The 13,877-nt window shown below is 72.8% G+C and carries 15 protein-coding genes; 9 read left to right on the forward strand and 6 right to left on the reverse strand.

What is annotated here, in order from left to right; translation table 11 throughout:
* Nucleotides 1-68: 68 nt before the first annotated feature.
* Nucleotides 69-929 (reverse strand): dihydropteroate synthase, encoded by an 861-nt coding sequence (folP, locus tag ABD236_RS20080; protein WP_344075167.1) that lies wholly within the window; start codon nt 927-929, stop codon nt 69-71.
* Between the two features lie 149 nt (nt 930-1,078).
* On the opposite strand from folP, the gene ABD236_RS20085 reads away from it, so the two are divergent.
* Complete coding sequence (locus tag ABD236_RS20085) at nt 1,079-1,402, forward strand: DivIVA domain-containing protein (RefSeq protein ID WP_344075168.1); 324 nt, start codon at nt 1,079-1,081, stop codon at nt 1,400-1,402.
* The gene (locus ABD236_RS20090; RefSeq protein ID WP_344075169.1) at nt 1,399-1,986 is read left to right on the forward strand and encodes a DNA-3-methyladenine glycosylase I; all 588 of its coding nucleotides are present in this window, start codon (nt 1,399-1,401) and stop codon (nt 1,984-1,986) included. The genes ABD236_RS20085 and ABD236_RS20090 overlap by 4 nt, the downstream gene beginning before the upstream one ends.
* A gap of 165 nt (nt 1,987-2,151) precedes the next feature.
* Here ABD236_RS20090 and chcB read toward each other — a convergent pair whose 3' ends face one another.
* Complete coding sequence (gene chcB, locus ABD236_RS20095) at nt 2,152-2,952, reverse strand: 2-cyclohexenylcarbonyl CoA isomerase (protein ID WP_344075170.1); 801 nt, start codon at nt 2,950-2,952, stop codon at nt 2,152-2,154.
* A gap of 309 nt (nt 2,953-3,261) precedes the next feature.
* On the opposite strand from chcB, the gene ABD236_RS20100 reads away from it, so the two are divergent.
* A complete protein-coding gene (locus ABD236_RS20100; protein ID WP_009997451.1) occupies nt 3,262-3,429 on the forward strand; it encodes a DUF3117 domain-containing protein in 168 nt (55 codons plus the stop codon).
* 114 nt (nt 3,430-3,543) lie between these two features.
* Here ABD236_RS20100 and ABD236_RS20105 read toward each other — a convergent pair whose 3' ends face one another.
* Nucleotides 3,544-4,248: an O-methyltransferase gene (locus ABD236_RS20105; RefSeq protein ID WP_344075258.1), complete on the reverse strand. Its 705-nt coding sequence runs from the start codon at nt 4,246-4,248 to the stop codon at nt 3,544-3,546.
* A gap of 161 nt (nt 4,249-4,409) precedes the next feature.
* Here ABD236_RS20105 and sigE point away from each other — a divergent pair, with 161 nt between their 5' ends.
* From sigE to ABD236_RS20130, 5 genes are all read left to right on the forward strand, one after another.
* Nucleotides 4,410-5,186 (forward strand): RNA polymerase sigma factor SigE, encoded by a 777-nt coding sequence (gene sigE, locus ABD236_RS20110; protein WP_344075171.1) that lies wholly within the window; start codon nt 4,410-4,412, stop codon nt 5,184-5,186.
* Nucleotides 5,183-6,112, forward strand: coding sequence for a zf-HC2 domain-containing protein (locus ABD236_RS20115; protein ID WP_344075172.1), 930 nt, complete (start codon nt 5,183-5,185; stop codon nt 6,110-6,112). The genes sigE and ABD236_RS20115 overlap by 4 nt, the downstream gene beginning before the upstream one ends.
* 87 nt (nt 6,113-6,199) lie before the next feature.
* Nucleotides 6,200-8,188 (forward strand): trypsin-like peptidase domain-containing protein, encoded by a 1,989-nt coding sequence (locus ABD236_RS20120; RefSeq protein WP_344075173.1) that lies wholly within the window; start codon nt 6,200-6,202, stop codon nt 8,186-8,188.
* Between the two features lie 167 nt (nt 8,189-8,355).
* Nucleotides 8,356-8,817: a sec-independent translocase gene (locus ABD236_RS20125; RefSeq protein WP_344075174.1), complete on the forward strand. Its 462-nt coding sequence runs from the start codon at nt 8,356-8,358 to the stop codon at nt 8,815-8,817.
* 164 nt (nt 8,818-8,981) lie between these two features.
* On the forward strand, nt 8,982-9,656 hold the full coding sequence (locus tag ABD236_RS20130) for a hypothetical protein (protein WP_344075175.1): 675 nt from the start codon (nt 8,982-8,984) through the stop codon (nt 9,654-9,656).
* A gap of 112 nt (nt 9,657-9,768) precedes the next feature.
* Here the strand turns inward: ABD236_RS20130 and ABD236_RS20135 are convergent, their stop codons facing one another.
* From ABD236_RS20135 to ABD236_RS20145, 3 genes are read right to left on the reverse strand one after another with little or no spacing between them, the layout of a single operon-like run.
* The gene (locus ABD236_RS20135) at nt 9,769-10,902 is read right to left on the reverse strand and encodes an Mrp/NBP35 family ATP-binding protein (RefSeq protein WP_344075176.1); all 1,134 of its coding nucleotides are present in this window, start codon (nt 10,900-10,902) and stop codon (nt 9,769-9,771) included.
* Nucleotides 10,903-10,942: 40 nt separating this feature from the next.
* Nucleotides 10,943-11,524: a DUF1003 domain-containing protein gene (locus tag ABD236_RS20140; protein ID WP_344075177.1), complete on the reverse strand. Its 582-nt coding sequence runs from the start codon at nt 11,522-11,524 to the stop codon at nt 10,943-10,945.
* Entirely contained in the window at nt 11,517-12,788 is a 1,272-nt protein-coding gene (locus ABD236_RS20145; protein WP_344075178.1) for a magnesium transporter MgtE N-terminal domain-containing protein, read from the reverse strand. Before ABD236_RS20145 ends, ABD236_RS20140 begins: the two co-directional genes overlap by 8 nt.
* 214 nt (nt 12,789-13,002) lie before the next feature.
* Here ABD236_RS20145 and ABD236_RS20150 point away from each other — a divergent pair, with 214 nt between their 5' ends.
* Nucleotides 13,003-13,761: a hypothetical protein gene (locus tag ABD236_RS20150; RefSeq protein ID WP_344075179.1), complete on the forward strand. Its 759-nt coding sequence runs from the start codon at nt 13,003-13,005 to the stop codon at nt 13,759-13,761.
* Nucleotides 13,762-13,877 lie beyond the last annotated feature (116 nt).

Here is a 13,877-nt window from a genome sequence, read left to right on the forward strand (position 1 = left end):
AATGCCTAGGGGCGCGGGGAACTGCGCGACCAGCCCACCACCGGCCCGCGGACGAAAGCGAAAGGCCGCTACGCCAATCCCCGCCGCGCCACCGCAGGATCGCGATGGCCCGCGATGGACGCCACCATGTCCAGGACCTGACGCGTCTCCGCGACCTCGTGCACCCGGTACACCCGCGCCCCCAGCCACGCCGACACCGCGGTCGTGGCCAGCGTCCCGATCACCCGCTCCTTGACCGGCCGGTCCAACGTCTCGCCCACGAAGTCCTTGTTGGAGAGGGAGACCAGCACGGGCCAGCCCGTCGCCGTCATCTCGCCCAGCCGCCGCGTCGCCTCCAGGCTGTGCCGCGTGTTCTTCCCGAAGTCATGACCGGGATCGATCATGATCCCGTCCCGCCGCACCCCGAGCGCCACCGCCCGCTCGGCGAGCCCGACCGTGACCCGGAGGATGTCCTCCATCACGTCCTCGTACGCGATCCGGTGCGGCCGGGTCCTCGGCTCCACGCCGCCCGCGTGCGTGCACACCAGACCCGCCCCGTACCGCGCCGCGACCTCCGCGAGCTTCGGGTCCACCCCGCCCCACGCGTCGTTCAGCACGTCCGCGCCCGCCTCGCAGACCGCCTCCCCCACGTCATGGCGCCAGGTGTCGACGCTGATCACCACGTCCGGATGCCGCCGCCGCACCTCGGCCACGAAACCGACCGTGCGCCGCGCCTCCTCCTCGGCCGTCACCTCCTCGCCGGGTCCCGCCTTGACCCCGCCGATGTCGATGATGGCAGCCCCCTCTGACACCGCCTGCTCCACGCGGGCCAGCGCGGGCTCGTCCCGGAAGGTCGCGCCCTGGTCGTAGAAGGAGTCCGGAGTCCGGTTGACGATCGCCATGATCACCGGCTCGTGTGCGTCGAACTCACGCCGTCCCAGCCGCAGCATCCGCTGTTTCCTCCTCGGGTAAGACGCCCGTGACCTCAGGTTCCGTGTCTGTCGGGGCCGGTCTGTGCCGCCCGACAGACCCTAACTCCCAGCCGCGCATGGCACGATCGAACCCGACGGATTCCGGCTGGCGGGGAGAGGCTTCGCGCGTGTTCTGGTTCTTGCTGATCGCCATGGTCGTGGTGGTCGCCGCGGTCACGCTCGCCGTGGTGGGCGGCGGCGACGGTGCCGTACTGCCCGAGACGGGCCCCGAGGGGCTCTCGGACCCGCTGCCCGAGGGCCGCCCCGTCGAGCGCGCGGACATCGACGCGCTGCGGCTCCCGGTGGCCGCGCGCGGCTACCGGATGGCCGACGTCGACGACGTGCTGAGCCGCCTCGCCGCCGAGCTCTCCGAGCGCGACGCCCGGATCGCCGGCCTCCAGCAGGCGCTCAGCGCCGCCCACGCCCCCCGCGACGAGGAGCCGCACGAGTGAGCACCGTCATCCCCGGCCCGGACGGCCTGCTGCGCTGCCCCTGGGGGCTCTCCACCGCGGACTACGTGGCGTACCACGACACCGAGTGGGGCCGCCCCGTCCACGGCGACGACGCCCTCTACGAACGGCTGTCCCTGGAGGCCTTCCAGTCGGGCCTCTCCTGGATCACCATCCTGCGCCGCCGCGAGGGATTCCGCCGCGCCTTCGCGGACTTCAGGATCGCCAAGGTGGCCGCGTTCACCGACGCGGACGCGGCGCGGCTGCTGACCGACGAGTCGATCATCCGCAACCGCGCCAAGATCGAGGCGACCCTCGCCAACGCGCGCGTACTGGCCGACTGGGCACCCGGCGAGCTGGACGAGCTGATCTGGTCGTACGCTCCGGATCCCGCCCGCCCGGCCCCCCGCACCCTGGCGGACGTGCCGCCGGTGACCGACGAGTCGACGGCCCTCTCCAAGGCCCTCAAGAAGCGCGGCCTGCGCTTCATCGGCCCCACCACGGCCTACGCGCTGATGCAGGCGTGCGGCCTGGTCGACGACCACTTGGAGAACTGTGCGGCGAGGGGAAGCGGGAGCAGCGCCTAGCGCGCGAGGGATGGTTCGACCGCACCGCCGAGCGTCACGGCCCGGATGCGGCCGAACACCCGAAGGGGCGCGGGGCCGTGACATGGGCGGCTCCGCCGCGCGGGCGCGAGCGGCCCACGACGAGCCGCAGCCGCCCGACGACAGAACCTCGCGCCCACGGATGGCTCAGCGCCCCACGTACTTCGGCTTCTCCTTCGCCAGGAACGCCGCCACCGCGATCCCGTGGTCCTCCGACGCCCCCGCCCGGGTCTGGAGCTCGTCCTCCTTCTCCAGCGCCTCGGAGAGCGAGTGCCCCGCCCCGTACGCGAGGGACTCCTTCAGCGCCGCGTAGGCCAGGGTCGGGCCGTCGGCCAGCGCGCGCGCCACCGCGGCCGCCTCGGCGGCCAGCTCGTCCGCCGGGACCAGTTTGTTCACGATGCCGAGCTCGTACGCCTCGCGCGCGGAGATCGAGCGCGGGAAGAGCAGCAGGTCGGCGGCGCGCGACTGGCCGATCAGACGCGGCAGCGTCCAGGAGACGCCCGAGTCGGCCGTCAGCGCGACCCCCGCGAACGACGTGTTGAACGCGGCCGTCTCCGCCACCACCCGGTAGTCCGCCGCCAGCGCGAAGCCGAAGCCCGCGCCCGCCGCGACGCCGTTCACCCCGGCCACGACCGGCTTGGGCATCTCGGTGAGGGCCTTCACGATCGGGTTGTAGTGCTCGCGGACCGTGCTCATCGTGGAGCCGGTGCCCGCCTCGCGGTCCGCCGCGAGCAGGGCCACGTGCTCCTTGAGGTCCTGACCCACACAGAACGCCCGGCCGGTCGCCGTCAGCAGGACCGCCCGTACCGCGGGGTCCGCGGCGGCGGCCCGCGCCGCGTCCCGCAGGGCGACCTTGGCCTCGGTGTTCATGGCGTTCATGGCGTCGGGACGGTTGAGCGTGATCGTCGCGAGCCCGTCGCTCACCTCGTAGAGCACGGTGTCGGCCATTGGGATGGATCCCCTCCGTCGTGGTGTCGTGTCCGCCCAGCATGGCGGAGATCAACGACGGCGCACATGTGACCTGCGTCAAACAATCCCGGCCACCGTTCGGACCGAGGGCGGCGAAGTATCGCAGGCGGATCGCCGAATTGGGTGGTTTTGATAGAGCGCGTTGCGCAAGCGATGCCGACCGATGTTGGTCATCGGGTCCTGCGATGCGGGATAATGACCTGGAAGCAATGTGTTCGATGCCGGTAACACGGTGCCTGTCATGGGGCCGCCGGCTGCGATGAGCTGGTTTCAGGAAGGGGAAACAGCATGGCGGCCATGAAGCCGCGGACGGGCGACGGCCCGCTCGAGGTGACCAAGGAGGGGCGGGGCATCGTCATGCGCGTTCCGCTCGAAGGCGGCGGTCGGCTTGTGGTCGAGCTGACCCCGGACGAGGCCGAGGCGCTCGGTGACGCTCTTAAGAAGGTCGTCGGCTGATTCAGCGGGCTTGACCCACAATCTGCCCCCGCCCCGGGCCGGTACGCACGTACCGGCCCGGGGCGGAGTAGTTTCCGGCTCCATCCATCGAAGGGCTGCGCCTTCGCCGAACGGCTACGCCCGCTTCACCGCGCACAGCAGCCCGTCGCCCACCGGCAGCAGCGACCCCACCAGCTCCTGGCTCTCGCGTACGGTCCGCAGCAGGTCCCGCAGCCGCAGCACCTCGGCGGGCTGGACGCCCGAGTCGACCGTACGGCCGTCGGCGAAGACCCCTTCGAAGCAGACGATCCCGCCGGGCCGCAGCAGGCGCAACGATTCAGCGAGGTAGTCCAGGGACTCCGTCCGGTCGCCGTCGCAGAACACCAGGTCGTATCCGCCGTCGGCCAGCCGCGGCAGTACGTCCAGGGCGCGGCCGGGGATGAAGCGCGCCCGGTTCCCGGCGAAGCCCGCCGCGCGGAACGCCTGCTTGGCGAACTGCTGGCGGTCCGCCTCGGGGTCGACGGTGGTCAGCACGCCGTCCGGGCGCAGGCCCTGGAGCAGATAGATCCCGGAGACACCGGTTCCGGTGCCGATCTCGGCGACCGCCTTGGCGTCCGCGGTGGCAGCGAGCAGGCGCAGCGCGGCGCCGGTCCCCGGGGACACCGAACGCAGTCCTGTCTCCCGGGACCGCTCGCGGGCCCAGCGCAGCGCGTCGTCCTCGGCGACAAAGGCGTCGGCGAACGCCCAGCTCGTCTGCCGTTTGGCGGTAATGGCCCTCTCCTGTCCCCGTAGTTGGCGCGCAACGGTGACTGTATCCGCTGCACCCGGGAACCCGCAGATGGGACCGGGCGTTATGAAGGGCAGGGGGATACATGGACGAGATGGACGAGCACGAAATCCCGGTCCCCGAGCGGCCCGGGAAGCAGCGCGGTTCGAGGGGCACGAAGCCAGTCCCAAATGCGCGTAAAGATTCTTATCCGGAGCTAACGGGCGAGGTGGCTATGGTAGGGGCTCCACTGGACACCACCAGAGCCGACAGGGGAGGTGCGGCTGCGCCTGTGGATCGGGGAGGAGTGCTCCGGCGCTTTCTCAGGTCGGCGGGTGAGCCGAAATCCGTGACCTACACCGCTGACCGTTCCACCGCCGCCAACTCCGCAACCACCGCGACCTTCGCCGACGCGGACTCCCCGGCGTGGACTCCTCCCACGTGGGAGGAGATCGTCAGCACGCACAGCGGTCGCGTCTACCGCCTGGCCTACCGTCTGACGGGCAACCAGCACGACGCCGAGGACCTCACCCAGGAGGTCTTCGTCCGCGTCTTCCGCTCGCTGTCGACCTACACCCCGGGCACGTTCGAGGGCTGGCTGCACCGGATCACCACCAACCTCTTCCTGGACATGGTCCGCCGCCGCCAGCGCATCCGCTTCGACGCCCTGGGCGACGACGCGGCCGAGCGGCTGCCCAGCCGTGACCCCTCCCCCCAGCAGGTCTTCAACGACGCGCACTTCGACGCCGACGTCCAGCAGGCGCTGGACACCCTCGCGCCCGAGTTCCGCGCCGCCGTGGTCCTCTGCGACATCGAAGGCCTTTCGTACGAGGAGATCGCCGCCACCCTCGGCGTGAAGCTCGGCACCGTGCGCAGCCGGATCCACCGCGGCCGGTCGCATCTGCGCAAGGCGCTCCAGCACCGCTCGCCCGAGGCCCGCGCCGAGCAGCAGCGCGCCCTCGCGGGGGTGGCGCCCGGCGCCCCGGGGGCGGTCGGAGAGGGGACCGCGTGACAGGCACCAGTCCCACCCCCGCCGAGCAGCATCTGGGGGACCGCCTCGCCGCCCTGGTCGACGGCGAGCTCAGCCATGACGCGCGCGAGCGCGTCCTGTCGCATCTGGCCACCTGCCCCAAGTGCAAGGCCGAGGCCGACGCCCAGCGCCGGGTGAAGAGCGTCTTCGCCCAGACGGCGCCGCCCGCGCCCTCCGAGGGGCTGCTCGCGCGGCTCCAGGGGCTGCCCGGCGGCGCCGGAGGTGACGACGAAGGGCGGGGACCCTTCGGCGGGGGCCGGCTCGGTGGCGCCGTCTTCACGCCCGGACCCTTGAGCGATCCGCACGACCCGGCCGGCGGCTTCGGCTATGTGCCCGGCGGGGCCCATGCCGCCGTCCTCGGCGGCGGGCTGCCCGGACGGGGCTTCCGCATCCATGAGGTGGCCCGCCCCGAGGAGCGCTCGGGCTCGCCGTGGCGCGGCCGCAGGATCGCCTTCGCGGCGGCCAGCGCGGTCTCCCTGGCGGCGATCGCGCTCGGCGGCGCGGTCCCCTCGGACTCGGGGGCGGAGACCAGCGCCCGGGGCGACGGCTCCGGCAGCAAGGTCACCCCGGTGCGAGCCCAGAGCCCGTCGCCCGGACCGGCCCTGGGGGCGCCCCTGGCCATGGACGCCGGGCGCAGACACGGCGGCGCGGCGAACGCCCCGGTGGCACCGGAGTCCTCGGCGCCGGCCGCGATGGGTCTGGCCGGGCTCAACGGCGTCCCGTCGCAGCCCTCCCCGCAGCAGTTCGGCAACCCCTTCCGTGCCTCCCTGCTGAGCAGTCCGGCCCTGCCTCCGCTGATACGTCCGGCGGTCGCCACGCTGGCGCTGCGGCCGGTCGCGCCGCCGCCCGCGCTGCCCGGCGTGACCCCGTCCTCGTCGCCGACGCGGCTGGCGGCTCCCCGCCACTGACCCGTGCCCTGCGCTCCTCCCGGCAAACCTGGTTGAATCCCCGGGAGGGGTGCCCCCGAGGGCACGCGGGACAGTTGCGGGGAGAGCATGAACGACGGGAAGCCCACCGGGCCCAAGGCGAGATGGTGGAGCCGTCCCACCTCGCGCGGGGACGGCTCCGCGGCCGAGGAGACCTACGACCTGGCCCCGCCCGCGGGTGCTCCGGATGCCACGGTCCCGGGTGACTCGGTGGTGCCGACCGAGCCGGTGGCGCCGGGTGCCCCGGACGGGCCCGGCGCCGGGGTGCCGGAAGGTTCCGCCGAACCGCACGCGCCGTACGCGCTGGCCCAGGGCGAGCCGGTCGAGGACGAGTCCGCGTACCGCCTGGCCCCGCCCGCGCCCGCAGGACCGCCCGCGCCCGCGGGGCCGCCCGAGGCCGCCGCCCAACCCCCGGCGCCGGTCGAGCCTGCCCAGGACCCGGCGCCGGCCGAGGCTGCCGCCCGAGACCTGGCTCCCACCGAGGCCGCTGCGCAAGGCCCGGTTCCGCCCGAGGCTGTCGCCCAAGCCCCGGTGCCGGGTGAGGCCGTGGTGCCGGATGCGACCTCGGCGCCGGCCTCGGCCCCGGCCCCCGGCTCTGTCGAAGGCCGTGCCGACGTGCCTGTCTCCGGCCCCGCCCGGCCCGAGGGCCAGGGCGCGGGCGAGGCCGTGTCGCCACGGCAGCCGTTGCACGCCCCGGATCCGTACGGGACGCCGCCGTACGGCGGGCCCGGGCCGTGGGCGCCCGCGCCGCCGGTCCAGCGCCCGGCGCCTGCGGCAGCCGTGCCGCCCGCCGTGCCGGTGCCGCCCCAGGGCGCGTACCCGGCCCCGGAGGCCCCGGCCGCGTACCCCGTACCGGAAGGCGCGGCGCCGGTGGTGGCGTCATCGCAGTGGGTGCAGTACGACCCGTGGGGCGCGGCCGGGCAGCCGCTGAGCACGGCCGGGGTGCCGCGCGAGCGCAAGTCGCGGCGCGGGGCGCTGGTCCTCGGGGCCGTCGTCATCGCGCTGGTCGCGGGCGGTGTGGGCGGCGGCGTCGGCGCGTACGTGGAGCGCAACAGCACCACCCACGTCAGCCTGCCGCAGGCGGGCAAGGGCCCGGTCGGCCGGGCGCCCGACAGCGTCGCGGGAATCGCCGCGAGCGCCCTGCCGGGCGTGGTCACGCTGCACGTCAGCGGGGAGAGCGAGTCCGGCACCGGCACCGGCTTCGTGCTCGACAACGCCGGGCACATCCTCACCAACAACCACGTCGTCCAGCCCGCGGGCTCGTCCGGCGACATCAGTGTGACGTTCAGCGGCGGCGAGACCGCCCGCGCCACCGTGGTCGGCCGGGACTCCGGCTACGACCTCGCCGTGGTCCGCGTCACCGGTGTCTCCGGGCTCAAGCCGCTGCCGCTCGGCAACTCCGACAACGTCCAGGTCGGCGACCCGGTGGTGGCCATCGGCGCCCCCTTCGACCTCTCCAACACCGTCACCTCGGGCATCATCAGCGCCAAGGAGCGCCCGATCACGGCGGGCGGCGAGAAGGGCGACGGCAGCGACGTCAGCTATGTCGACGCGCTCCAGACCGACGCGCCGATAAACCCGGGCAACTCGGGCGGTCCGCTGCTCGACTCGCGGGCCCGTGTCGTCGGCATCAACAGCGCGATCCGCGCCGCGGGCAACAGCGAGAGCGGCGGCGGCCAGGGCGGCTCCATCGGGCTCGGCTTCGCCATCCCGGTCAACCAGGGCAAGCGGGTCGCCGAGGAGCTGATCAACACCGGCAAGGCCACCCACCCGGTGATCGGGGTCACCCTCGACATGAAGTTCACCGGCGACGGGGCCCGGGTCGGCGCCAAGGCCGCCGACGGCAAGCCCTCGGTGACCCCCGGCGGCCCCGGCGCCAGCGCGGGCATCAAGCCCGAGGACGTGATCACCAAGGTGGACGGGCAGCGGGTGCACAGCGCCGAGGAGCTGATCGTCAAGATCCGCTCGCACCGCCCGGGCGACCGTCTCGAGCTGACGCTCAAGCGCGGTGGCCAGGAGCAGCGCCTCACCCTGACCCTGGGCTCCGCCACGTCCTGACGTGCGCCCCGGCCGCGTGCGGCGGCCCGCCCCCGGGTCGCCTCTCGGTCACCCGGGGGGCAAGCGGCGGCCAAAGGTCACCGGGTAGGTACCGTTTCGACAGTTTCGACGGGTACCGTGGAGCGGTCCATGACTGGACCCGGGAGCAGAACCACGAGGAGCAGCAGGTGTTCAACGACATAGGGCCCATGGAGCTCGTCACCCTCGTGGTCCTCGCTGTGCTCATCTTCGGCCCGGACAAGCTGCCCAAGCTGATCCAGGACGTGACGGGGTTCATCCGCAAGATCCGCAGCTTCTCGGAGACCGCCAAGGCGGACATCCGCGCGGAACTCGGCCCCGAGTTCAAGGACTTCGAGTTCGAGGACCTGAACCCGAAGACGTTCGTACGCAAGCAGTTCATGGACAACGACGACCTCGGTCTCAAGGAGATCCGCAACAGCTTCGACCTGCGCAAGGACATGGAGGAGGTCGCGGACGCGGTGCACGGCCGCGAGAGCGCGTCCGCCGCGTCGCCCACGACGGCCGCCAACGGCTCGGCCGCGGGTGTCGCGGGCACGCCCGACCTCCTCAAGAAGCGCGAGAAGCTCGACCCCGGCGAGCGCCCCCCGTACGACGCCGACGCGACCTGACACCACCCCCCGGATTTCGTACAGGACGTCAATCCGAGCCACGTCCGCACCGTCATTCCCGATGGGCGCCGACGGGGTGGCTATCCTCCATAGGTCCGGCAGCCAGGACGCCCGAGGGGGGCGGGCCGCTGCGGACACCTACGGATCGAGGAGGCGGCCGGGCAGTGGAGACGACGAGTCGGGTAACGGCACAGGGGTCCCCGGAGGACACCCCGTCCACACCAGAAGGGGTGCCGGCGGCCCGGCGTACGGTCGACGGCTATCTGCGGGCGCCGTTCGCCTGGTACGGCCTGGACGAGGCCTTCACCGGGCCGCGCTGGCTGATGCAGGTCGCCACGGCGGCCGACGGCACCGTGCAGCACGGGTCCACCGGCCACGGCGACGAGCCGTCGATACGGCCCGACGTCGACCGCTCCGCCGCCGACCGCGAGCGCTTCGCCGTGGTCGTGAGCGTGCCCGCCAATCCCACGCGCCGCAGCGGCGACGGTACGGGAGTGCTGGAGGCCACCTCGGTCTCCTCCGCGGCGTGGCTGGCCGGCTCGGGGCTGCTCTCCTTCACCTGGCCCGCCCAGATGGACCATGTGCTGCGCGGCGACTGGCTGGACCAGCAGACCGAGGCGGCGTGGGAGCTGGCGGACGACCTCTCGGGGCCGGACTGGACCACGCTCTCGCTCCCGGTCGACGGGGTGGCGACGCCGTTCCACTACCGGGAGTCGGAGTTCGGGTGGGTGCTCGCCGGCTCCGCCGGGGATGGAGTGCACCTGGGGGCGTACGGGCGCGGGATGAGCGCGTATGGGCTCGGGTTCGCCGTGGTGCGGGACATCACTTCGTACGCCTAGGTCCGCTTCTGCTGCGGGCTGTGGTGGGCTGGTCGCGCAGTTCCCCGCGCCCCTGAAGGAGGGCCCTTCGGGCCCATCTCAGGGGCGCGACCCGCAGGTCGGAACGTGAACGTCAGAACTTGTTCCTCGGCGTGATCCCCAGCGACATGCCCGACAGGCCCCGCTGGCGGCCGCCCAGTTTGCCCGCGATGGCGCGCAGGGCCGCGCCCGCGGGGGAGTCGGGGTCGGAGAGGACCACCGGCTTGCCGTCGTCGCCGCCCTCGCGCAGGCGGACGTCGATCGGGATCGAGCCGAGCACCGGCACGTTCGCGCCGGTCGTCTTGGTCAGGCCCTCCGCGACCTTCTCGCCGCCGCCCGTGCCGAACACGTCGACCATCTCGTCGCAGTGCGGGCAGGGCAGGCCCGCCATGTTCTCGACCACACCGACGATCTTCTGGTGGGTCTGGACCGCGATCGAGCCCGCCCGCTCGGCCACCTCGGCGGCCGCCTGCTGCGGGGTCGTGACGACCAGGATCTCCGCGTTCGGGACCAGCTGGGCCACCGAGATCGCGATGTCGCCGGTGCCCGGCGGCAGGTCGAGCAGCAGGACGTCGAGGTCACCCCAGTAGACGTCGGCCAGGAACTGCTGGAGCGCGCGGTGCAGCATCGGGCCGCGCCACACGACCGGGGCGTTGCCCGGGGTGAACATACCGATGGAGATGACCTTCACGCCGTTCGCGGCGGGCGGCATGATCATGTTCTCGACCTGGGTGGGCTTGCCGTCCACGCCCAGCATGCGGGGCACCGAGTGCCCGTAGATGTCGGCGTCGACGACACCGACCTTCAGCCCGTCCGCCGCCATCGCCGCGGCGAGGTTCACCGTCACCGAGGACTTGCCGACGCCGCCCTTGCCGGACGCCACCGCGTAGACCCGGGTCAGCGAGCCGGGCTTGGCGAACGGCACCTCGCGCTCGGCCGTGCCGCCGCGCAGCGACGCCGCCAGCTCCTTGCGCTGCTCGTCGCTCATCACGTCGAGCGAGACGTCCACGCGGGTGACGCCCTCGACCCGCTCGACCGCCTCGGTCACGTTCTTCGTGATCGTGTCGCGCATCGGGCAGCCGGAGACCGTGAGGTACACCGTGACGGCGACCGCCCCGTCCGTCCCGATCTCGACCGTCTTGACCATGCCGAGCTCAGTGATCGGGCGGTGGATCTCTGGGTCGTTCACCGTCGCCAGTGCCTCGCGCACCGCGTCATCCGTAACCATATGGAGATGGTACGGCGCGGGGTCCCGCCCCCGGAAAGCCCTAACGGCGGTCGGATTCGTCACTTCCGTGAGGGGCCTCCGGCGGGAATACGACGCGCCGGTCCTCCATCTCCTTGATCATGTCCTGGAGTTCCGAGCGGATCCAGTCACGGGTGGCGACCTCGCCGAGGCCCATCCGCAGCGCCGCGATCTCCCGGGTGAGGTACTCGGTGTCGGCGATGGAGCGCTCGTTGGACTTGCGGTCCTGCTCCAGGTTGACCCGGTCGCGGTCGTCCTGCCTGTTCTGCGCGAGCAGGATCAGCGGGGCCGCGTACGAGGCCTGGAGGGACAGGGCGAGGGTCAGGAAGATGAACGGGTACTCGTCGAAGCGCAGCGGCGCCGGCGCGAAGATGTTCCAGACCACCCACAGGATGATCACCAGGGTCATCCAGACGATGAACCGTCCGGTCCCCAGGAAGCGGGCGATCTTCTCGGAGAAGCGGCCGAACGCCTCCGGGTCGTACTCGGGCAGCAGTCTCGGCCGGGGCGCGCGCGGCTGGTCGAGGCGGGCGCGCGGGCCGCGCGAGACGGCGCTCGCCCCCGCCGCGCGCGTGCGGTCGCGCTCTTCGGTGCGGTCAGCCATGCGAATCCCCCTCGGCGGCGTGGAACTCCGCCTCCCGCCAGTCGTCGGGCAGCAGGTGGTCCAGTACGTCGTCGACGGTGACCGCGCCCAGCAGTGAGCCGCTGTCGTCCACGACGGGCGCGGCGACCATGTTGTACGCGGCGAGGAACGAGGTCACGGCGGGCAGCGGGGTCTCGGGGGACAGCGGCGGCAGGTCGTTGTCCACGATCGAGGAGACCAGGGTGAACGGCGGGTCCCGCAGCAGCCGCTGGAAGTGCACGGTGCCCAGGTACTTGCCGGTCGGCGTCTCGTCGGGCGGCCGGCACACGTAGACCTGCGCGGCGAGCGCCGGTGAGAGGTCCTGCTGGCGTACGCGCGCGAGGGCGTCGGCGACCGTGGCGTCCGGGCGCAGCACGATCGGCTCGGTGGTCATCAGGCCGCCCGCGGTGCGCTCCTCGTACGAGAGCAGCCGGCGCACGTCCGCCGCGTCGTCCGGCTGCATCAGGGTGAGCAGGCGCTCCTTGTCCTCCTCGGGCAGCTCGGAGAGCAGGTCGGCGGCGTCGTCCGGGTCCATCGCCTCCAGGACGTCGGCGGCCCGCTCGTCCTTCAGCTTGCCGAGGATCTCCACCTGGTCGTCGTCCGGCAGCTCCTCCATCACATCGGCGAGCCGGTCGTCGTCGAGGGCCGCGGCCACCTCGCCGCGGCGCTTGGGGGAGAGGTGGTGCAGCACGTTGGCGAGGTCGGCGGGGCGCAGCTGCTCGAAGGTGGCGAGCAGGCTCTCGGCGCCCTGGCCGTGCTCCTCCAGGGAGAAGCCGGTGACGGCGGACCACTCGACGGTCAGGGCCTCGCCCTTGCGCCGCAGGGCGCCGCCCTTGCCGCGGCGTACGAAGACCTTGTCGATCTCCCAGTCACGGCGGGCGGGCAGCTGCTGGATGGCCACGTCCAGGACCGTGACCTCCTCGCCGCTCTCGACGAGGGTGACCCGGCGGTCCAGCAGTTCGCCCAGGATCAGCCGCTCGGTGGGGCGCTGCTCGAAGCGCCGCAGATTGACCACGCCGGTGGTGATGACCTGGCCGGACTCGACGCCGGTGACCCGGGTCATCGGCAGGAAGATCAGCCGGCGGCCGGCCACCTCGACGACGATGCCGAGCAGCCGGGGCGGGCGGCGGCCGACCCGCAGGATCGCGACCAGGTCGCGCACCCGGCCCACCTGGTCGCCGTTGGGGTCGAAGACGGCGACGCCGGAGAGGTGCGAGACGAAGATCCGGGGGGCGCCTGCCGCCATACTGAGCGCCTCCTCTTGGGCGTGATCCGACCTTCTTGTGGCCTGAAATGGCGCTGAATATCTGATTCAGGCTAGCCGGTGACCATCCGGTACGCCTTTGCGGGGCGTCCGGACGGCTCTCTTCCGGGCAGCGTAGACGGCCCGGGTAGGGTGCGGTCTGCCGACCCCGACTTCGCGCCCCACCCCGCGCGCTCCGACGAAAGGCCGTGTGCCGGTGACGACTCGCTCCCTGTCCGTACGGGCCCGCCGGGCCGCGCTCCCCGTCGCGCTCTGCGCGGGGCTCGCCACGGCCGTCACGGCGTGCTCCTCGGACCCGGACGAGGGAACCAACGGCGTCGGCAAGCTGTCCGCCACCGAGATCGAGGGCAAGGCGCGTTCGGCGGCGGACGGGGCCGACGCGGTGCACCTCAGCGGCACGCTGGTCAGCAAGGGCGGCACGTACAAGATCGACATGCGGCTGAAGGGGAACGGCGCGACCGGCACGGTCACCTCGAAGAACACCACCTTCGGGCTGCTGCGGGTGGGCGACGACCTCTATCTGAAGGCCGACGCCGCGTTCTGGTCGCACCGGGACGCCAAGGGCTCCGCCGGTTCGGGGGGCGCGGCCGCGGCGGGCAAGCAGCTCGACGACAAGTACGTCAAGGTGCCCTCGGGGGACTCCTCTTACCAGGAGCTGCGCGGCTTCACGGACAAGGGCGCGCTGCTGAAGGGCATGCTCGGGCTCCAGGGCGAGCTGTCCAAGGGCGACCGGTCCAAGGTCGGCGGGGTGGGTACGATCCGGGTCCGGGCGGGCAAGGACGGCGAGGGCGGCACGCTGGACGTGTCGCTCCAGGGGACGCCGTATCCCCTGCGGTTCGAGCGGGCCGGGGGGGCGGGGGTGCTGGAACTGGGGGACTGGAATCAGGACTTCGCGCTGGCTGCGCCGGCGAAGGACGCGACGGTGGAATTCGGCAGCCGGCTCCCGAAGACGTAGGGGTGTGCCCGGTCTTTGTCTGCGGGTGCGTGGTGGGTCGCTCGCGCAGTTCCCCGCGCCCCTTTTTGGCCCGGTCTTTGTCTGCGGGTGTGTGGGTGGCTGGTCGCGCAGTTCCC

The organism is Streptomyces crystallinus (genome assembly GCF_039521265.1).
Classification (GTDB): Bacteria; Actinomycetota; Actinomycetes; order Streptomycetales; family Streptomycetaceae; genus Streptomyces; species Streptomyces crystallinus.